Origin of the sequence: Brevundimonas sp. GCM10030266 (assembly GCF_042666595.1) — a bacterium.
GTDB lineage: Bacteria > Pseudomonadota > Alphaproteobacteria > Caulobacterales > Caulobacteraceae > Brevundimonas.
Map to the genome: position 1 here is coordinate 231,965 of NZ_JBHTCY010000005.1, position 18,353 is coordinate 250,317.

The 18,353-nt window shown below is 69.7% G+C and carries 16 protein-coding genes; 8 read left to right on the forward strand and 8 right to left on the reverse strand.

What is annotated here, in order from left to right; genetic code table 11:
* The first annotated feature begins 58 nt into the window (after positions 1 to 58).
* Positions 59 to 988, forward strand: a complete 930-nt coding sequence (locus ACFQQC_RS15910; protein WP_376863495.1) for an alpha/beta hydrolase family protein — start codon at positions 59 to 61, stop codon at positions 986 to 988.
* 325 nt (positions 989 to 1,313) lie between these two features.
* The gene (locus ACFQQC_RS15915) at positions 1,314 to 1,751 is read left to right on the forward strand and encodes a helix-turn-helix domain-containing protein (protein ID WP_376863496.1); all 438 of its coding nucleotides are present in this window, start codon (positions 1,314 to 1,316) and stop codon (positions 1,749 to 1,751) included.
* On the opposite strand, the gene radC is transcribed toward ACFQQC_RS15915, so the two are convergent.
* Positions 1,687 to 2,736, reverse strand: coding sequence for a DNA repair protein RadC (radC, locus tag ACFQQC_RS15920; protein WP_376863497.1), 1,050 nt, complete (start codon positions 2,734 to 2,736; stop codon positions 1,687 to 1,689). The two genes, ACFQQC_RS15915 and radC, sit on opposite strands and share 65 nt — an antisense overlap.
* 725 nt (positions 2,737 to 3,461) lie before the next feature.
* On the opposite strand from radC, the gene ACFQQC_RS15925 reads away from it, so the two are divergent.
* The 5 genes from ACFQQC_RS15925 to ACFQQC_RS15945 all read left to right on the forward strand — a co-directional run bounded on the left by ACFQQC_RS15925 (position 3,462) and on the right by ACFQQC_RS15945 (position 8,608).
* The gene (locus tag ACFQQC_RS15925; protein WP_376863498.1) at positions 3,462 to 4,847 is read left to right on the forward strand and encodes an acyclic terpene utilization AtuA family protein; all 1,386 of its coding nucleotides are present in this window, start codon (positions 3,462 to 3,464) and stop codon (positions 4,845 to 4,847) included.
* Positions 4,847 to 5,155 (forward strand): DUF4387 domain-containing protein, encoded by a 309-nt coding sequence (locus tag ACFQQC_RS15930; RefSeq protein WP_376863499.1) that lies wholly within the window; start codon positions 4,847 to 4,849, stop codon positions 5,153 to 5,155. The genes ACFQQC_RS15925 and ACFQQC_RS15930 overlap by 1 nt, the downstream gene beginning before the upstream one ends.
* 71 nt (positions 5,156 to 5,226) lie before the next feature.
* Positions 5,227 to 6,234: a phosphoglycerate dehydrogenase gene (locus ACFQQC_RS15935; RefSeq protein WP_376863501.1), complete on the forward strand. Its 1,008-nt coding sequence runs from the start codon at positions 5,227 to 5,229 to the stop codon at positions 6,232 to 6,234.
* The gene (locus ACFQQC_RS15940) at positions 6,231 to 7,535 is read left to right on the forward strand and encodes a glycerate kinase (protein WP_376863502.1); all 1,305 of its coding nucleotides are present in this window, start codon (positions 6,231 to 6,233) and stop codon (positions 7,533 to 7,535) included. The genes ACFQQC_RS15935 and ACFQQC_RS15940 overlap by 4 nt, the downstream gene beginning before the upstream one ends.
* Positions 7,532 to 8,608 carry a tartrate dehydrogenase gene (locus ACFQQC_RS15945; protein ID WP_376863503.1) on the forward strand — a complete coding sequence of 359 codons (1,077 nt, stop codon included), beginning with the start codon at positions 7,532 to 7,534 and terminating at the stop codon, positions 8,606 to 8,608. The genes ACFQQC_RS15940 and ACFQQC_RS15945 overlap by 4 nt, the downstream gene beginning before the upstream one ends.
* Here ACFQQC_RS15945 and ACFQQC_RS15950 read toward each other — a convergent pair.
* On the reverse strand, positions 8,605 to 9,288 hold the full coding sequence (locus ACFQQC_RS15950; RefSeq protein ID WP_376863505.1) for a Crp/Fnr family transcriptional regulator: 684 nt from the start codon (positions 9,286 to 9,288) through the stop codon (positions 8,605 to 8,607). The genes ACFQQC_RS15945 and ACFQQC_RS15950 overlap by 4 nt on opposite strands.
* A gap of 89 nt (positions 9,289 to 9,377) precedes the next feature.
* Between ACFQQC_RS15950 and ACFQQC_RS15955 the strand changes: the two genes are divergently transcribed.
* Positions 9,378 to 10,157 (forward strand): class II aldolase/adducin family protein, encoded by a 780-nt coding sequence (locus ACFQQC_RS15955; RefSeq protein ID WP_376863506.1) that lies wholly within the window; start codon positions 9,378 to 9,380, stop codon positions 10,155 to 10,157.
* 22 nt (positions 10,158 to 10,179) lie between these two features.
* On the opposite strand, the gene ACFQQC_RS15960 is transcribed toward ACFQQC_RS15955, so the two are convergent.
* From ACFQQC_RS15960 to ACFQQC_RS15985, 6 genes are all read right to left on the reverse strand, one after another.
* A complete protein-coding gene (locus ACFQQC_RS15960) occupies positions 10,180 to 11,982 on the reverse strand; it encodes an acyl-CoA synthetase (protein WP_376863507.1) in 1,803 nt (600 codons plus the stop codon).
* Complete coding sequence (locus tag ACFQQC_RS15965; RefSeq protein ID WP_376863508.1) at positions 11,979 to 13,130, reverse strand: AbrB family transcriptional regulator; 1,152 nt, start codon at positions 13,128 to 13,130, stop codon at positions 11,979 to 11,981. The genes ACFQQC_RS15960 and ACFQQC_RS15965 overlap by 4 nt, the downstream gene beginning before the upstream one ends.
* A 9-nt stretch (positions 13,131 to 13,139) precedes the next feature.
* Complete coding sequence (locus tag ACFQQC_RS15970) at positions 13,140 to 14,489, reverse strand: CitMHS family transporter (RefSeq protein WP_376863509.1); 1,350 nt, start codon at positions 14,487 to 14,489, stop codon at positions 13,140 to 13,142.
* A 96-nt stretch (positions 14,490 to 14,585) separates the two neighbouring features.
* A complete protein-coding gene (locus ACFQQC_RS15975; protein WP_376863511.1) occupies positions 14,586 to 16,751 on the reverse strand; it encodes a TonB-dependent receptor in 2,166 nt (721 codons plus the stop codon).
* A gap of 135 nt (positions 16,752 to 16,886) precedes the next feature.
* Positions 16,887 to 17,648: a GntR family transcriptional regulator gene (locus tag ACFQQC_RS15980; RefSeq protein ID WP_376863512.1), complete on the reverse strand. Its 762-nt coding sequence runs from the start codon at positions 17,646 to 17,648 to the stop codon at positions 16,887 to 16,889.
* A gap of 239 nt (positions 17,649 to 17,887) precedes the next feature.
* A complete protein-coding gene (locus tag ACFQQC_RS15985; protein WP_376863514.1) occupies positions 17,888 to 18,121 on the reverse strand; it encodes a hypothetical protein in 234 nt (77 codons plus the stop codon).
* Positions 18,122 to 18,353 lie beyond the last annotated feature (232 nt).

Below are 18,353 nucleotides of genomic sequence, written 5' to 3' on the forward strand. Positions count from 1 at the left end.
GGCGTCGACGGCTCGACATCCCGACGACGGTGTCTTCCCGCCCCTCCAGGACGATCCGATGTTTCTCCTTCGCGCCCTCACCGCCCCGCTCGCCGCGCTCGCCGCCCTGGCGCTCGCCGCTGCTCCCGACGCCGCCCAGGCCCGGCCGGCCGACCAGACCTTTCGCCTCGCCGACCCGGCCGGAGGCGACATCGAAACCACCGTCTGGCTTCCTGAAGCCGCCGCCTTCGCGGGTCCGCGTCCGTTGATCGTGATCTCTCATGGCAACGGCGGCCATGCCGCGGGCCATCACGACACTGCCGAGGCCCTGGCGGCGGCCGGGTTCGTGGTCGCCGCCGTCACCCATCCCGGCGACAACTGGCGGGACGACAGCCGCCAGACCCAGCTGTCGGGCCGGCCGCGACACATCCGCCTCCTGATCGACCACATGACGACCCTCTGGTCCGGGCCGGTCGCGGTCGACCCGACCCGCATCGGCGCCTTCGGCTTCTCGGCGGGCGGCTTCACCGTCACGGCCCTGATCGGCGGCGTCAGCGACCCCGCCCTGATCCAGGACCATTGCGAGGCCGAGCCGGACGTTTTCGCCTGCCGGCTGATCCGGCGATCCCCCCTCGACCTGTCGACCTGGACGCCCGTCGGCCACGATCCCCGCATCAAGGCCGCCGTCATCGCCGCGCCCGGGCTGGGCCTGGCCTTCACGACCGGCAGCCTCGCCCGGGTGACCGTCCCGGTGCAGCTCTGGCAGGCCGATGCGGACGAGGTGCTTCCCGCCCCCTTCAACGTCGAACCGATCCGCGATCGCCTGGGACGCCCCCCGGAGTATCACCGGGTGGCCAGCGCCGGGCATTTCGACTTCCTGCCGCCGTGCTCGGAGGCGCTGGCGGCGGCGATCCCCCTGCTGTGCCAGTCACGGCCCGGGTTTGATCGCGCGGCGTTTCACCGGGCGTTCAATCGGGAGGTCGCGCGCTTCTTTCGCGACAGCCTCTGACGCTGTGGGCGCCGGGGCGCGCGTCCGCACTGTGTCGACAACGGACCGCGCCCCATCCGGGATCGCCCCCGCACCTGGAGAACGACGGAGCGGGCCCGTGCAGCGCACCGCGCGGGCGGCGCATCCCACCGCCGGCCCAACAAACCCGGCGACCGGGCCATGGGCCCTTCACACGGCGCGCCCGTCGACCGTCGCTAATTCCGCACTGCGGGTCTAGCATTGCCGGAACGTGGAATGCGCCTGCCCCGGCCCGAGTCGGTAAAAAGGGCTTTCGTCCGGAAGGAATTCGATGCCCAGAGGTGACCAGGACGCAGACGCGCATCCCGTGGACCGGCACGTCGGCCGGCGCGTGCAGGCGAAGCGGGTCGAACTGGGATACAGTCAGGGCGAACTCGGCCAGGCCCTGGGCCTGACCTTCCAGCAGATCCAGAAGTACGAGAAGGGCGCCAACCGCATCGCGGCCTCCCGCCTTTGGGCCATCGCCGCCGTCTTCAAGGTCGAGATTGGTTACTTCTTCGAGGGCCTGGACACGGACGGCGAGGGCGCGCCGCTGGATCCGCCCGGCCGGTTTCCGACGACCCGCGCCACCGTCGAGATCGCCGGCCTGACGCGCCGGCTGTCTCTCCAGCGACAAAAGCTCGTCGTTGACCTGATGCGCGACTTCCTGAGCCGCCCGGCGCCCGGGGAAGACGCCGACCTCAGTGACGCCGCCGTGCCCCGAACCGACGCGGCGGAAACAGCAGCTCCTCCTCGGCAAGACTGACGATGGTGTCTCCGGCCACGATCAGGTGATCGAGAACCCTGATGTCGAGGATCGCCGCCGCCCGCTCGATCTGGGCGGTTGTGGCGATGTCCTCGTCGGACGGGCGAGTTTCCCCCGACGGATGGTTGTGCACGAGGATCAGGGACGCGGCGGACAGCTCCAGCGCGCGCCGGACGACCTCCCGGCTGTAGACCGGCGCATGGGTCAGCGTCCCCTCCCCCAGCGTTTCACAGGCGATCAGACGCTGTGAGGCGTCCAGGAAGAGAACCACGAAACGCTCGCGGGGCTCCGTGCCCAGCAGGGCCTTCAGATACGTCCTGAGCAGACGCGAGTCGGACAGCAGCGGGCGGGATGCGACCTTCTTAAACAGGATCCGTCGCCCGATTTCCCGGGCGATCTTCAGGTGGATGGCCACCGATGACGGGACGCTGCGCGAGGCGCTCGACTGCCCGCTCGGGACGATCTGGTTGAGGCTGGGGATCGACGCCGCCAGCACGCCGCCCAGGCTGCCAAACCGCTGAAGCAGTTGCGTCGCCCGGTCCTCGGAATCCGCATCGAGGGTGCCATGATAGAGGAGCAGGGTTAGGAGTTCTCCGTCGCTCAGCGTCTCCAGTCCCCCGACCACCACCCTCGCCTCCAGCGGATGGCCGCTGATCTCCGTGACGTCCCGGCCCTGCACATAGAGGCCCGTGACCTCGCCGGCGGCGTTGCGCATCGGTTCATAGGAGATATCCAGGCGTCGCTGGGCGGGCTTTCCCTCGGGGTTGATGTCGAACCGGGCCGATTTGTCCCGCAGGAAGACCGTCTGTCCCGTCCGGAAGGCCCGGTCCGGCGCCTCGGCGAACCCTTGGCTGTTGAGTTCCGCGAACACGTCCGCCCGGGCCCGGCCAATGATGCCCCGGTCGCCGAAGCTTTCGCGATGCGCCGCATTGGCGAATTCAAAGATGTGATCCGGGCCACGCAGGACCGCGACGAAGCTCTTCATGAAACGCTCCCCGCCCGGTGGGTCTGAGTCCACGGCGGCCTGCGAGTGTGACACCTCGCGACCGGGGCCTGTCAAACCTTCACCCGCAGGGACGCCGCAGCAGTCGTCGCCAACCACGGCGCACGGTTGCCCCAGACCAGAACGAACCGGCTCGAACGACAGCGACAGCCAGGGCTATGTCGCCAACCCAGGCGGAGACATTCGCCACCGGCCTAAAACTGGCATAGACGGGGCTGCGGGGCAGGCCCGTGGGCACACCGCGACCCTTTCCAGTTTTCAGTTTTGCGGTCGCTTCGTTGCCGGACGCCATCGGAGGCGTCAGCCAACCGGCCAGCTCGACGCTCTGGTATCGAATTCGGTCATTTGTTCGTTTCCGGTTGGGAGCATGCCATTGCGGCGGCGTCATTGTTCCGGAGGCGACGTTTGCCCCAAATGTTCTCCTCCGGCCGCTCGCCCTCCTCCCCCTCTGGGGCGGGCGGCCTCCAGCAGCGGCCGTCTTCCACGCATTGCTCACGCCGACGCCATAGTCGGCCATGAGCGTTCGACAGCCGGTCGACGCCCCTCCGCCTCGACTGCCACTGTGGCCCGCGCCTCCCCGGAATGGCTCAGATCCGCCATGGGTCATTTTGCATCCAATCTGTTGACCCATTGCATTCATCGACCCTATAGAGGGTTGAACGGAGGGCGCCGTCGGAACGCGCCCCCATGGATGGAGACCCCGGGACATGACGACAGGCCCCATCAGGATTCTCGTGCCGACGGGGTCGCTCGGCGCCGGCGCCCTGGAAGAGGAAGTCCGCTACGGGATTTCCCGCGGCGCCCAGGCCATCGCCACTGACGCGGGTTCGACCGACAGCGGGGCGGCCTATCTTGCGCTCGGCATTTCCAAGAACAACAGGGGTTCGGTCAAACGCGACCTGACCATCCTCATGAAGGCCGGCGCCGAAGCCGGCATTCCCGTGATCATCGGCACGAGCGGCCAGGCCGGGGGGGACCTGAACGTCGACTGGACCCGGGACATCGCCCTGGAAGTGGCGCGTGAACTGGGCATCCGCCCCAGGATCGCCCTGCTCTACTCCGAGCAGGACAAGGCCGAGCTCAAGGCCAGGAACGCGGCGGGCCGCATCCATCCCCTCGCCCCGCTCGGCCCCCTTGAGGACGAGACCATCGATGCCTGCGACCACATTGTCGCCGCGATGGGCCCCGAGCCCTATATGGCAGCGCTCGCCGCAGGCGCGGACCTCATTCTCGGCGGCCGCACCACCGACACGGCCGTCATCGCCAGCTTCGCGCTTCTGCATGGCGCGCCCCTGGGGGCCTCATGGCACGCCGGCAAGGTCTCGGAATGCGGCGCCCAATGCACCGTCTATCGCGACCGCGGGTCCGGCGTCCTGATCTCGATCGACGATGACGGCTTTGAAGTCGAGCCCCTCACCCTCTCCAATCGCTGCGACGTGGAGAGCGTCTCGGCCCACATGCTCTACGAAAACAGCGACCCCTTCCGCCTGACTGAACCGGGCGGGATCCTCGACGTGGCCGGCGCCCGCTACGCGCCGCTCGACGACCGCACCGTCCGGGTCACCGGGTCCGCCTGGGAGCCGCAACCCTACACGATGAAGCTCGAGGGCGCCGCCGCGGGCCGTTACCAGACCATCATGCTGATCGGCATCCAGGACCCGGACGTCCTGGCCGACGTCGACGCCTTCCATGATCGCATGCTGGCGGCCCTGTATCAGCGCGTCCGCAGCACGATCGGCGACGCCGCGGGAGACTTCCACATCTCGCTGCGCATGTACGGCTGGAATGCGGTCTCCGGCGACCGCCCGGCGGCGGATACGCCCAGGCCGCGCGAGCTGGGCGTCCTGTTCGTGGCGACGGCGCACAGCCAGGAGATGGCGTCCCAGATCGCCAAGGCCTGCAACCCCTACTTCTTCCACTTCCCCGTCGCGATGGACAAGGAACTGCCGAGTTACGGCTTCGCCTTCACGCCCGCCGACATCGATCGCGGCCCGGTCTATGAGTTCAAGCTCAACCATGTCGTCCAGACCGACGATCCGATGGAGCTGGTCCGGACGGCGTGGATCGACCTGCGCCAGGAGGAGGCGGCCTGATGCCCACGCTCAACGAGGTCTGCCACCACGTCCGGTCCAAGAACGCAGGGCCCTACTGGGTCACCTTCGACCTGTTCTTCAGGGATGCGGAGGCCTTCGCGCGCTATCACGCGTCCCCGGCCCTGGGCGCCGACACCATCCATCGCCTGTTCGGCGCGGACCCGGCGCTGGTGAAGCGGTTCGCGGTGCCGGACCTTAACGTCGTCAAGATCTCCTACCCGCGCACCTCGGCGCAGGGCGGCGAGGTCGAACGCGACATGCACGCCGGACAGCAGTTCGTTCGCCTGCTGGACATCGCGCTCGACTGACCCGACCCGGGCCCCGGTCCGTGGACCCGGCGCCGGCTCCTTCTCTCCCCGCCGCCTTTCCGGAGCCCGGAATGACCGCCCCTCGCCGCGTCGTCGTCACCCAGCGCTTTTTCGACCCCGCCTCGATCGCCTGCCTTGAGCAGAACGGTTGCGAGGTCGTCATCGCGACGCTGCCCGAAGGCCGCGGCGACGGCGACCTGACGCTGCCCGAGCTCGAGACGCTGCTGGCCGGCGCCGACGGCTGGATCGTCGGCCATGCCCGCGTCACCCGGGAACTGCTCACCGCCCTGCCCCGCCTGCAGGTGATCTCGCGCAGGGGCGTCGGCTATGAGCGGATCGACCTCCAGGCGGTGCGGGATCTGGGCCGGGTGGCCTGTATCGCGGCCGGGGGAAATGATGCGTCCGTGGCGGATCATGTCATCGCGATGATGCTGGCGCTCGGCCGCCGGTTCCGTGAAAGCCAGGACCGGATGCTTGCCGACGACTGGTCGATCCTCATAGGCTCCGACCTCTATCGCAAGACTGTCGGCATCATCGGCCTGGGCCGGATCGGCCGCAGCGTCGCGCAACGCCTGCAGGGGTTCGAAGCGGAGATCCTTGTGCACAGCCCCGCCTTCGACGTGGAGGACACCGAGGGCCGGATGACGCCTGCTGGCCTCGACGACCTGCTCGCCCGTTCCGACTATGTGACCTTGCACGCGCCGCTGACCGCCGACACCCGTTTCCTGATCGACGCCGCCGCACTCGCCCGGATGAAACCCTCGGCCTTTCTGATCAATGCGGCCCGGGGGGGGCTGGTGGATGACCAGGCCCTGCTGGAGGCCCTGAAGGCCGGACGGCTGGCCGGCGCCGGCTTGGACACCTTCATCAGCGAAGGCGATCCCGGGTTTCGTCCGGTCAGCCAGGCGCTGCTGGCGCTGCCCAACGTCGTCGCGACGCCCCACGCCGCGGCCTCGTCCCGCGAAGGCCTCGACCGGACCAACAGGGTCGCGGCGATGAGCGTGGTCGCCGTCCTGGACGGCGGCGCCCCGCCCGCGGCCTGCGTGGTCGCCGATGGGCGCGGCGCGGTCGGATCATGAAGCCCGATCCGGGCGCAGATCTTTCGCCGCAAGGGCTTCTCAGGCATCTGTTCGATGTCGCCGTCGCCGCCGCCATGCCGCGCTTCGTCCTGCCGTCACGCCTTCCATCCCCGCCCGCGGGCCGCACCGTGGTCGTGGGCGCCGGCAAGGCGGCCGCGGAAATGGCCTGTGCGCTCGAGGCGCACTGGACGGCCCCCCTGTCCGGCCTGGTCATCGTTCCCCATGGGCCGCATTCCTCGCCGTCCCGCATCACGGTGCTGGAAGCCGCGCATCCGGTGGCCGACGCCGCCGGGGTGGCGGCCACGAGGGCGCTGGTCGGACAGCTCCACGACCTGACCGCCGATGACCTGGTCATCTGCCTCCTGTCCGGCGGAGGCTCCGCCCTGATGTGCGCGCCGGCCCCGGGGATCACCCTGGCGGACAAGCAGGCGGTGACGCGCACCCTCCTGCGCAGCGGAGCGACGATTTCCGAGATCAACACCGTGCGCAAACATATCTCGGCGGTCAAAGGCGGGCGTCTGGCCGAACTGGCCCGACCCGCGCGGCTGGTCACCCTGGCCATCTCGGATGTCCCCGGCGACGATCCCTCGGTTCTGGCCTCCGGCCCGACGCTTCCCGACGCGACCACCCGCGCGGAGGCGCTGGAGATCCTGGCCCGGCATGCCCTCGACGCGCCGGAAAGCGTCCAGACCTGGCTGGCGGATCCCCGGTCGGAGACGCCCGGACCGGACCCGGCCCATCCGCCGGACCTGCGGCTGATCGCGACGGCGGACCAGGCCCTGGCCGCCGCGGCGGTGGTCGCGCGGGTGCATGGCTACGCCCCCGTCGTGCTGGGCGGCGACGTCGAGGGCGCCGCCGAGGCGGTCGCGGTCGATCACGCGACGCTGGTCCGGCGCATCCTCGCCGGGGAAGGCCCTGTCCAGCCGCCGTGCGTGATCCTGTCCGGCGGCGAGACCACCGTCAGCGTGCGGGGGGCCGGGCGCGGCGGGCGCAACACCCAGTTCCTCCTGGCCCTGGCGCTCGCGCTCGGGGGCGAGCCCGGGGTCCACGCCCTGGCGGCCGACACCGACGGCGTCGATGGATCCGAGGACAACGCCGGGGCCCGGATCGGCCCCGACGTGCTAAACCGGGCGCGGGCGCTGGCGCTGGCCCCGCAGCAGGCCCTGGCCCGGACCGACGCCTGGAGCTTCTTCGACAGCGTTGGAGGCCTGGTCGTCACAGGACCGACAGGCACCAACGTCAACGACTTCAGGGCGATCCTTATTGAGGGACCGCCCGCCTCGCCCACGGAGCCGACATGACCCAGGATCGTCACTACCGCATCGCGGTCATCCCGGGCGACGGCATCGGCAAGGAAGTCGTGCCTGAGGGGCTGCGGGCGCTGGAGGCCGCCGCCGCCCGCTACGGCTTCACCCTGGCCTTCGACGAGTTCGGCTTCGCCTCCTGCGACTACTACCTCGCCCACGGCCAGATGATGCCGGACGACTGGAAGGCGCAGATCGGCGGCCATGACGCCATCTTCTTCGGCGCCGTGGGCTGGCCCGACAGCGTGCCGGACCACATCAGCCTGTGGGGCTCGCTGATCCAGTTCCGGCGCGAGTTCGACCAGTATGTGAACCTGCGCCCCGTCAAGCTGATGCCGGGCGTCCCCAGCCCCCTGGCCGGCCGAAAGCCCGGCGACATCGACTTCTATGTCGTGCGTGAGAACACCGAGGGCGAATACTCGTCCATCGGCGGCAAGATGTTCCCCGGCACCGACCGCGAAATCGTCATGCAGGAAACCGTGATGACCCGGACGGGGGTTGATCGCATCCTCAGATACGCCTTCGACCTGGCCCGGAGGCGCGAGAAAAAGCACCTGACCTCGGCGACCAAGTCGAACGGCATCTCCATCACCATGCCCTACTGGGACGAGCGGGTGGAGGCGATGGCGCCGTCCTACCCCGAGGTGCGCTGGGACAAATACCACATCGACATCCTGACCGCCCATTTCGTGCAGCACCCGGACTGGTTCGACGTGGTGGTGGCCTCCAACCTGTTCGGCGACATCCTGTCGGACCTGGGCCCCGCCTGCACCGGCACCATCGGCATCGCGCCGGCGGGCAACATCAACCCCGAACGGACCTTCCCGTCCCTGTTCGAGCCGGTGCACGGTTCGGCGCCGGACATCGCCGGCCAGGGCGTCGCCAACCCGGTCGGGCAGATCTGGTCCGCCGCCCTGATGCTGGACCATCTCGGCGAACACGAGGCGGCCGCCGCCATCGTGGCCGCGATCGAACAGGTCCTGGCGGACCAGAGCCTGCGAACCCGCGATCTGGGCGGCCCGCTCGGCACCGTGGACTGCGGCAGGGCGATCGCGGCCGCGATCCGCTAGGCGGCGTCAGCGCCGGCCAGACGCCTCAGCCGATCCGGGTCCAGGACCTCGATCCGCGCGTAGCCGGTTCGGATGACGCCCGCCTGCTCGAACGCCCTGAGCGTTCGGTTCAGGGTCTGGCGACTGACCCCCACGATCAGGGCCAGTTCCGCCTGGCGAATGGCCAGGGGTTCGCGCCCGACATCCTGCGCCGCGCCCAGCAAGGCCGCCGCGACCCGGGCCGGCAGCGCCTGCACAACCCGTTGGCCGATGAAGGCTAGGGCGGCGCGCTGATGGGCGCAGGCGAGCAGCGCCAGATCGTGATGGAGGGCGGGCAGGGTCTCGGCGAGGCGCCGATAGGCCGCATCGGGGATGTGCAGCAGGGTCGTGCGCCCGGAGGCGACGGCGTCCTGCGGCCTCGGGCCGGCGTCCAGCGTCGACAACTCCCCGAACCAGGCGCCTGGCCCCAGGCTCTGCACCAGGATTTCCGCCCCCGCGACCGGATAGTCCAGCAGCCGCACCCGCCCCTCGATCACGCCCCACAGGCCGTTCGGCGGGTCGCCCGTCGCATAGACCCGCGCGCCATCCGGCCGGGTCGCCACCGTCGCGGCCCCGAGCAGGGCGGCCCGGCGCGGCTCCGGGATCGCCCCGAACCACGGATCCTTCAGCATCAGGGCGATCCAGGGCGGGCTCGGGGTCATCGCGCCGCACCCTCGGCGATTGTCGCCTCAGCGACAATCCCGGTCACCGCCCTCGCTACCCTGCGCGCCTGACCCAGGGAGAACCGACGATGACTGCGCTTCTGAAGACCGCCCCCCACCTGCGCGACCAGGTGTCGCCCGAGGAGTGGGCGGCGCGGGTCGATCTGGCGGCGGCCTACCGGCTGGTCGCGCTTCACGGCTGGGACGACCTGATCTTCACCCACCTGTCGGCGCGCGTGCCCGGGCCGGAACACCACTTCCTGATCAATGACTACACCCTGATGTTCGAGGAGATCACCGCCTCCAGCCTGGTCAAGATCGATCTGGACGGCGCCAAGGTCGGCGACGGTCCGGGCGCCGTGAACCGGGCGGGCTTCGTCATCCACTCCGCGATCCACGCGGCGCGCGAGGACGCCCAGGCGGTCATCCATCTGCACACGCCGCACGGTCAGGCCGTGTCGGCGATGAAGGAGGGCCTGCTGCCCCACACCCAGACGGCCATGATCGCCCATCACGACATCGCCTATCACGACCACGAGGGCATCGCCGACGCGCTGGACGAGCGTGAGCGGATCGTCGCCGATCTCGGCGACCGGAACGCCCTGATCCTGCGCAACCACGGCACACTGACCGTCGGCTCGAGCGTCGCGGAGGCCTTCGTTCGCATGTATTTCCTCGAGCGCGCCTGCGAGGCCCAGGTGCTGATGCTGGCGGCGGGCCGCGCCGCCCTGAACGATCCGTCCGCCGAGGCGATCGAGACCGTCAGGGCCCAGGCCCGCTCTCCCCAGTCGAAGATGATCGCCGAACGGGTCGCCTGGCCCCCCCTGCTGCGCAAGCTCGACCGGATCGACCCGGGTTTCCGCGACTGACCCCGGCGCGCCCGGACGCCCCTCAGCCGACCGGGCCATTCGCCGCCTGGAGGTCTTCCTCGTCAAGCCGGCGCAGGGTCGGCTTGTGCACCTTGCCGACGGCGGTCAACGGCATGGTTTCGATCAGATGCACCGCCTTCGGCCGCGCCGCCCGTTCGCTGATGCGCCCGCCGGCGTGGGTCGCCAGTTCATCCGGATCGACGGTCGCGCCCGGCTTCAGCTGAATGTAGACGACCGGAACCTCGCCGGCGTGCGGATCGGGCCGGCCGATGGCCGCGGCGAGCTCCACGGCGGGATGGCTGTAGAAGGCGTCCTCGATCATGGCGGGATCAATATTGTGGCCGCCGCGGATGATCAGATCCTTCGTCCGCCCCTTGAGCCAGAGGAAGCCGTCCGCGTCGATCAGGCCCAGATCGCCCGTGTCGAGCCAGCGTTCGCCGCCGATCTCCACCCACAGGCCGTGCTCATGCCGGACATCCGTATAGCCCTGGAAGACGTCGGGGCCGCGCAGCAGGACCGCGCCGACCTGGCCGGGGTCCGCCAGCCGCCGGATCACCCCCTCGCCGTCCGATTCACCGATCCGGACCGCCTGGAACGGCAGGGGAAGGCCGACGGAGCCGATCTTCTGGATTCCGGCCAGGGCGTGCACGGACACCACGCAGGTCGCTTCCGTCAGCCCATAACCCTCCAGCACCTTCACCCCGGTCGTGCGCTGGAACTGATCCAGCAGCTCCGGCGACATCGGGGCGGCGCCGCAGATTCCGAAGGCGAGGCGGCTGAGGTCGTGCCCGGCCACGGGCCTCTGCAGCAGGGCGGAGAACAGTGTGGGCACCCCGCTGAAGGCGGTGACGCCATGATGGGCGGCCATCTCCCAGAAGCGGTCGATGACGCCGGCGCCGCGGAACCCCTGCGGGGTTCCGATCAGAACATGGGTCCCGAGCAGGAAGGCGGACAGGCCCGTCACCATGGCGCCGTTGACGTGGAACAGCGGCAGGCCGGCGAAGAAGGTCGCGCCCGGCCCCAGGCCCGAGACGATCATGCGTGACGCCATCCAGGCGTTGGCGACCTCATTGGCGTGGGTGCGGCGCGCCAGCTTGGGCGCGCCGGTCGTACCGCCGGTGCCGAAGATCGAGGCCGTGTCATGCGCGCCGATGGTCCGCCCGCTCTCGAGGCGGTCGCCCGCCGCCCGCTTGAGCGCCCGGCCGAAATCCACGACGTCCACCCCGGGCCGCAGGCGCGCGGATCGCCGCTTCATCCCGGCCTGGACCAGACGGGCGGCCCAGCGTTTCGGGCCCTTCACATGGGGCGCAAGATCCACCAGGGCGACGGTCCTGACACGCGGCGCGGACGCCACCGCGGCGGCCACCTTGTCGTAGAGGTCGGCCCCCGGGAACGGAGCCAGGGTCACGACCGCCACGGCCCCGGACTCCCTCAGGAGATCAGCGATCGCCTCGGCCTCCATCAGGGGATTGATCGGAAAGACCACGCCGGCCGCCTCGCCGCCCCACAGGCAGAGATGGGTCTCGATCAGATTGGGCAGGACCAGGGCCACCACCTCCGTCGGCCCGATCCCAACGCGGTGGAACAGGTTCGCCGCCCGGGTCACCTCCCGCAACAGATCCCGATACCCCAGGGTGGTCAGCCGGCGATGGCTGGCGGCTTCCAGAAAGAAGGAGACGGCGGGCTGGTCGCCGAAACGCAGGGCGGAGGCCTGGAGCAGGCCATAGGTGGAGGTCGGCAGGTCGGAGGGCCAGCCGGCGCGCTCCAGCGTCTGGATGTCCGTCAGGGTGGCGAGCGGAGCGGCAGGAGCGATTTCAGCGGTCATGGGCGTTTTCGGCGGATCGGGTTTCGGGGAAGGTCAGCGGCCACCGGCGACCGGGTTTGATCGGGGGACAGCCGCTGCGCAAGCTTGCGCGCCAGCAGGGGGCCGATCGCGAGAACCATCAGGAAACGCACGAGTTGCCCGCCGAGGATGAAGGGCAGGTCGACCGGCGTTGCGGTGGCGATGATCAGGATGGTGTCGGTTCCGCCCGGACTGGTGGCGAGCCAGGCGGTGAGCCAGTCGACGCCGGTCGCCAGCTTGACCACGATCGCCAGTCCCCCGCAGCAGGCGAGCAGCGCCGCGAGGGTCGCCAGGATCCGCGGCAGTAGTCGGGCGCTGTAGGCCAGGGCGTCGCGGGTGAAGCCCAGTCCGATGCTCCATCCGATCATGGCGTAGGCGAACGCCGCGACCAGCACCGGCAACTCGAGACTGAGCACGCCCAGGGCCTGCAGAGCCGAGCCCGCCAGCATTGGCGCGAGGAAGATCCCGGCCGGCAGGCGTGACGCCTTGCCCACCCAGCCTGTGATGCCGGCGAAGGCCAGGGTGAGCGCGACGGCGGCGGGGTCGCCGAGTGCGAGCCAGGCCGTCGGCGGATGACCGGGCGTCGCGCCCTTCAGCTGGGCCAGTCCCATGGCCAGGAGCGCCACTAGGAGCAGGCGAAGATATTGCATCATGGCGACCAGCCGCCGGTCGCCGCCGAACGCCTCGGACATCAGGACCATGGCGGTGGAGGCCCCGGGGGCCAGTCCCCAGATCGCCGTCGTTCCCGGCAGCCAGCCCCGGGTCGCCATCACCCAGCCAAAGGCCAGGGTGACCGCCAGGGTCGAGGCGGCGAGCGCGACATAGACGGGAAGGTGGGCCAGAACCCCGCTCCAGAACCCCGCCGTCGCCGACCCGGCGATCAGGCAGCCGACAAGGGCCTGGGCCGCGCCGAACGCCAGCGGCGAGGGGCGGATCACGGCGCCTTTCAGGCCGAAGGCCACGCCGGCCGCCATCGGTCCCAGCAGCAGGGCGGCCGGCGCGCGGACCGCCTGCAGCACCAGGACCAGGGCCATGGACACCGCGACCAGACCCGCCCAGGTCCAGACCCCGGCCCAGGCTCGCGGTCCGGGCCGGGGCGCCGGCGCCCCCGCGTCCGCCTCGGTCGTCATCGGGGCCGATCAACCGACCCTGAACGGGAAGGCGGCTGACGCCAGCCCCGCCGCGATCAGGACCAGGCAGGCCATGACGGCCCATTTGAGCGAAAAGCGCTGGGCCGCGCCCACGTCGACCTTAAGCAGGCCGCACACCAGGTAGATGGCCGCGATCAGCGGGCTCATGGCATGCACCGGCAAGGCGGTCAGGGACGCCCGCGCGATCGCCTCGGGCGGCACGCCGTAGTGGCCGGCCGTCTCGGCCAGCACCGGCAGGATGCCGAAGTAGAAGGCGTCATTGGACATGAAGAAGGTCAGGGGCATGCTGACCAGGGCGGTGATCGGCGCAAAATAGGGCCCCAGTTGCGGCGGGATCGCCGAAACCAGCGCAGCCGCCATGGCCTCCACCATGCCGGTCCCCTGCAGGATGCCGGTGAAGGCGCCGGCGGCGAAGATCAGCAGCACGATGTTCACGACATTCTCCGCATGCGCGGCGATCCGCTGCCGCTGGGACTTCAGGCTCGGGTAGTTGACGATCATGGCGATGGCGAAGGCGCTCATCATCATCACGGGCAAGGGCGCCAGGCCGAGCAGCAGGCCCGCCATCAGGCCGAGGGTGAGCGCCAGGTTGAAGAAGAACAGCTTCGGGCGACGCACGTCCGCGTGCGGCTCGGGATCGCCGTCTTCGGCCATCACCTCCGTCTCGGGCGCGGGGCCCAGCGGCAGGGGCTGCAGCGTCAGCGCGCCCAGCCGCTTGCGCTCGGACAGGCCCATGCGCCAGGCGACGAACACGGCGAAGGCCGTGCCCGCCAGCATTGTCGGCATCATCGGCAGGAACAGCAGCGCCGGGTCAATGCCGAGCGCGGTCGCCGCGCGCGCCGTCGGGCCGCCCCAGGGAATGAGATTGGTCACGGAGGTGGCCAGCCCCAGCAGAAGCGCCAGGATCAGCGGGTTGAGGCCCAGGCGGCGATAGACCGGCAGCATGGCCGAGATGGTGACAAGGGCCGTGGTCGCGCCGTCCCCGTCCAGCGACACGATGGTGGCCAGAAGCGCCGTGCCGATGGTGACGCGCACCGGGTCGTCCCCCACCGTCCGCAGCACGAACCGCACCAGGGGATCGAACAGGCCGGCGTCGATCATGATCCCGAAATACAGGACGGCGAAGGCCAGCATCAACGCCGTGGGCGTCAGCGCCGTCACCCCCCCGACCATCATCTCGCCGAGCCCGGCCCCCGCGCCGGCCAGGAGGCCGAAGATCACCGGAACCAGGATCAGGGCGGTGATCGCCGAAAGCCGCCGGGCCATGATCAGGACCATGAAGGTCAGGATCATCCCCGCGCCCAGCAAGGCCGGATTCTGAAGGGCGGTTAGGGTCACGGCGCGGCTTTCAAAAAGGCGGCCCGCCGGCGAACCGGCAGGCCGAGAGGCTCAGGAAATCAGGCCCTCGCCGGGAGAGACGAGGAACCGGCGTCGTCAGAGGCTCCAGTTGACGGAGAGACCATAGGTGCGCGGCGGGGCATAGGCGCCGAAATTCGCGCCCAGGAAGGCGCCCTGGAAGGACCGGGTGACCTCGTCCGAGAGGTTCTTGCCCCACAGCGACACGGACCAGCGGTCGGAGGCCGGCGTGTAGATGACCCGGGCGTCATAGATGTTCGTGGGCTCGCGCCGCTCGGGCCCGGTGTTGGAGTTGTCCTCGTAGATCAGGCTTTCGTAGCGGTAGTCGACCGCCGCGCGGATCGTCGCGCCGTCCGCCAGGTCCCAGTCATAGGACGGGGACAGCACCAGCTTGTGCTTCGGCGCCCGCGCAATCCGGTTGCCCGCATAGTTGGTCGTGTCATCAACGAAATAGTCGTCGAAGGTCGCGTCCGTATAGCCATAGCCGGCGACGATCCGCGCGCCGCCGAACGGCCGCCAGCTCAGATAGGTCTCATAGCCGTTGATCGTCGCCGCGCCCGCGTTATCGGTGACCACGGCCCCGTTCGGCAGGGTCCGGCGGGTCTGGAGGTCCGTGTAGTCGATCGTGTAGAGGGTGTTGTTCCAGGTCAGACGCCCGCCCAGGAAGACGCTCTTCTGGCCGATCTCGTACTGGGTCGCGTATTCGGGCTCGAACGGATCCGCCGCCTCCTCGGCGGTGCCCGGCAGGTCCTGGAAGCCGCCGCTCTTGAAGCCCCGCGACACCATCACATACAGCAGATGATTGTCGGCCAGTTCGTAGTCGGCGCCGACCCGCCAGGTCAGGGCGTCGAAGCTGGCCGAGGCCGAGACGTCGAACAGCTCATCGCCCCGGAACACGGAGTCCCCGGCGGTATTGGAGATCCGGTAGTCCTTCTCATCCTGCGAATAGCGCAGCCCCCCGATCAGCGAGAAGCGATCACCGATCGGCACGGTGACATCGCCGAACACCGCATAGCTCCTCAGCTCGGCGTCCTGGGTGTAGGTCTCCGTCCCCTCCCCGCCCAGATCGAGGATCAGGGTGTCGAGGCGGTGAACGTCGCTGTTGTAGTTGTAGACGCCGGCCACCCACTGGATCGCGCTGCCCGGCAGGGACGACAGCCTCAGCTCGTGGCTGGAGGCGTCCGTCTGCTCGTCATTGCCGCCGGAGATCTGGATGAAGTTGGTCGCCGGATTGCCGCCGTCGAAATCATAGGCGGTGCTGTAGTCCAGGTTCCGGTAGCCGCCGAGATAGGTCAGGGTGGCGAACGACAGGTCGATTTCGGCTTCGCCCCGCAGGCCCCAGGTGTCGCGGTTCTGGTAGCCGTCGGTGGACCCGGCGAAGCTGTCGCGGTCACGGTTGGGGGTCCAGAACGCCGACAGCGGATCGCTCTCGTCCAGGTCGAGCACCCGGTTGGCGGGGCCGGCGGCCCGGTCCCGGGTGCCGTCCAGGGTCAGGGACAGACGCACGGTGTCAGACGGTTCGGCGGCGATCTGGAGCCGTCCGCTGAGCGTGTCCTGGTCGTCGACAGCGCCGCCCGTGAAGCTGTTGTCGGTGTAGCCGTCGTGGGTGCGCCAGCTGCCGCTGGCCCGCACGGCCGCCCGGCCGTCGGCGAAGGGCGCGTTCAGAACCGCCGCGCCTTCCAGCCGGCCATAGTTGCCCACGGTCGTCTCGGTCGAGACGCCGAGCGCGTCCAGGTCCGGGCGCTGGGTCACCACATTGATCGCGCCGCCCACGACGTTGCGGCCATAGAGCGTGCCCTGGGGGCCCTTCAGCACCTCGATGCGCTCGATGTCGAAGGCGTCGAAGGCCACCATCCCCGGACGGCCGAGATAGATTTCGTCCAGGAAGACGGCCGCGCTGGGGTCGCCCGCCGCGCCACGGTCGGTCGATCCGATTCCGCGGATGGCGATGCGCGGCTGCGAGGCCGGGAAGGCGTCGAACTGCAGGCCGGGCGTTCGCGTCGCCACATCGTCGACATCCTTGATGCGCGCCTGCTCCAGCTCCTCGGCGCCGAACGCCGTGACGGTGACAGGCACGTCCTGAAGACGCTGGTTGCGCCGCTGCGCGGTCACGATGACCTCGTCAAGCAGCGCCGTCCCGGCCTCCTGCGACGGCGGCGCGGTCTGCGCCCACACCGAGCCCGCGCCCATCAGGGCCGCCATGGCGACACCGGTCGCCAGCGCCTTGCGGCTGTTGAAGTCCATGTCGCCCTCCCTGGGTCGTGTTTTTATCCGCCGGTCAGACCGGTCAGTTCAGGGAGGTTATTCAGACTGGATACGAGACGTCAACAGATTGGATGCAAAGTCACGCAACATTGGATGCGCGGACCAACCACCCGTTCAGCGAAGCGTCGCCAGGGCATGGACCCTGACCTTGGTCGCCATGACGTGGGCGGTCATGAGGCGCTCGGCCGCGTCCGGATCATCGGCCCGTATCGCCGCCAGGATCGCCTCATGATCATCCTGTGAGCGCCGGATATGCTCCGGGGGCGCTGACGGCATCTGCCGGAGTCGCTGGGGGACCTGGGCGGCCACCACCGGGGAGGTTCGGATGACGTCCCCGGTCACGGGCGCCAGGATGGTCATCCGCATGGCGTTGCGCAGCACGGGGTTGCGCGCCGCGATGTTGATGGCGCGATGGATGATCCAGTTGAGTTCATACCACTCGGCCTCGATCTCGGCCGACCAGACCCCGCGCTCCACGATGGCGCGCCCTTTCGTGATGCATTCGGTCAGGAGATCCAGTTGTGACGGTTCCCAGCCGTACTCGACGGACAGTCGCGCCGCGGTGCCTTCCAGGGCCGCGCGCACCTCGATCGATGCGAGAATGTCGCCGATGGTGACCGACCGGACCATATAGCCACGGTTGACGCTGTACTGGACGACCCCTTCCGCCGAAAGCACCGCCAGGGCGCTGCGGATCGGCGTGCGCGAAACACTCATCTCCGTCGCAAGGGCCTCGGCGCGCAACCGGGCGCCCGGCGCGATCTGCCCGGTCAGAATTCGCTCCCGCAGGGTCGACAGGACGGTGTGGGTCGCGGGCTCGGTGCTCGGGGGATCGGTCAGCAGTTCGGTCTGATCGGCAGGCGCGATCTTGGGCATGGGCGGTTCTCGGCGGAAGTCGACGGCCCATGGTGGCGGCAAGCCCTGCCGGTGACAACAGCTGCCCTGTCGACGCCAACGCCGGACTCGCGACGGCGCGACGGGGGGCGCGGCCGCGCTTCCAGAACATCAGCAGCGCCGGTTGAAGCTGCACATTCACCGGAGAAGCCGCCGGCGGCCGGCCGGGTAAGGCCCGACAAGGGACGCCCCGCCTGCCGAACGATCCCTTCGCACCGGGCCTAGTCGAACTCGGAGCGCCGGCTCTTTTCCGCCTCCCGGCGCGCAGCCGTGTCACGGGCCTGGGCGCGGTCCATCTGCTGCACCGCCTCGGCCGACGCCTTCTCGTCGGCCGCGGTCCGGCCAGGCTGCAGGACAGCGAAGATCAGAAGCGCTGCGACGACCAGGGCGAGGCCCGCAAGCAGGACGATACCCCAGGTCTCGCGGTCTAGCCGATTTTGGGTAGGACGGGTCATGCCAGGCTAACCGCCAAGCCTGTTCGCGGTTGCACATCGCCGAACGAAAGGCGGCGGCCCTTTCCCTTGGGCCGCCGCTCATAGCCGCAAGGGGCGTCCCTGCCGTCACCGCGCTTGAAAAACGCAGGCGCGCGTTGGCCAACCGCTTCTGAAAGATTGCAGCGGCTCCCTGCCCGGACCCGCCGCCGCGCCCTCAAGACGCTTCCCCGAAACCTGCGGTCGAGGTCGCCTG

Bases quoted from the DNA above. Each gene is read 5' to 3' on its own strand.
- ACFQQC_RS15910 (WP_376863495.1), top strand. From the start codon at position 59: ATGTTTCTCCTTCGCGCCCTCACCGCCCCGCTCGCCGCGCTCGCCGCC.
- radC (WP_376863497.1), bottom strand. From the start codon at position 2,736: ATGAAGAGCTTCGTCGCGGTCCTGCGTGGCCCGGATCACATCTTTGAA.
- ACFQQC_RS15925 (WP_376863498.1), top strand. From the start codon at position 3,462: ATGACGACAGGCCCCATCAGGATTCTCGTGCCGACGGGGTCGCTCGGC.
- ACFQQC_RS15930 (WP_376863499.1), top strand. From the start codon at position 4,847: ATGCCCACGCTCAACGAGGTCTGCCACCACGTCCGGTCCAAGAACGCA.
- ACFQQC_RS15935 (WP_376863501.1), top strand. From the start codon at position 5,227: ATGACCGCCCCTCGCCGCGTCGTCGTCACCCAGCGCTTTTTCGACCCC.
- ACFQQC_RS15940 (WP_376863502.1), top strand. From the start codon at position 6,231: ATGAAGCCCGATCCGGGCGCAGATCTTTCGCCGCAAGGGCTTCTCAGG.
- ACFQQC_RS15945 (WP_376863503.1), top strand. From the start codon at position 7,532: ATGACCCAGGATCGTCACTACCGCATCGCGGTCATCCCGGGCGACGGC.
- ACFQQC_RS15950 (WP_376863505.1), bottom strand. From the start codon at position 9,288: ATGACCCCGAGCCCGCCCTGGATCGCCCTGATGCTGAAGGATCCGTGG.
- ACFQQC_RS15955 (WP_376863506.1), top strand. From the start codon at position 9,378: ATGACTGCGCTTCTGAAGACCGCCCCCCACCTGCGCGACCAGGTGTCG.
- ACFQQC_RS15960 (WP_376863507.1), bottom strand. From the start codon at position 11,982: ATGACCGCTGAAATCGCTCCTGCCGCTCCGCTCGCCACCCTGACGGAC.
- ACFQQC_RS15965 (WP_376863508.1), bottom strand. From the start codon at position 13,130: ATGACGACCGAGGCGGACGCGGGGGCGCCGGCGCCCCGGCCCGGACCG.
- ACFQQC_RS15975 (WP_376863511.1), bottom strand. From the start codon at position 16,751: ATGGACTTCAACAGCCGCAAGGCGCTGGCGACCGGTGTCGCCATGGCG.
- ACFQQC_RS15980 (WP_376863512.1), bottom strand. From the start codon at position 17,648: ATGCCCAAGATCGCGCCTGCCGATCAGACCGAACTGCTGACCGATCCC.
- ACFQQC_RS15985 (WP_376863514.1), bottom strand. From the start codon at position 18,121: ATGACCCGTCCTACCCAAAATCGGCTAGACCGCGAGACCTGGGGTATC.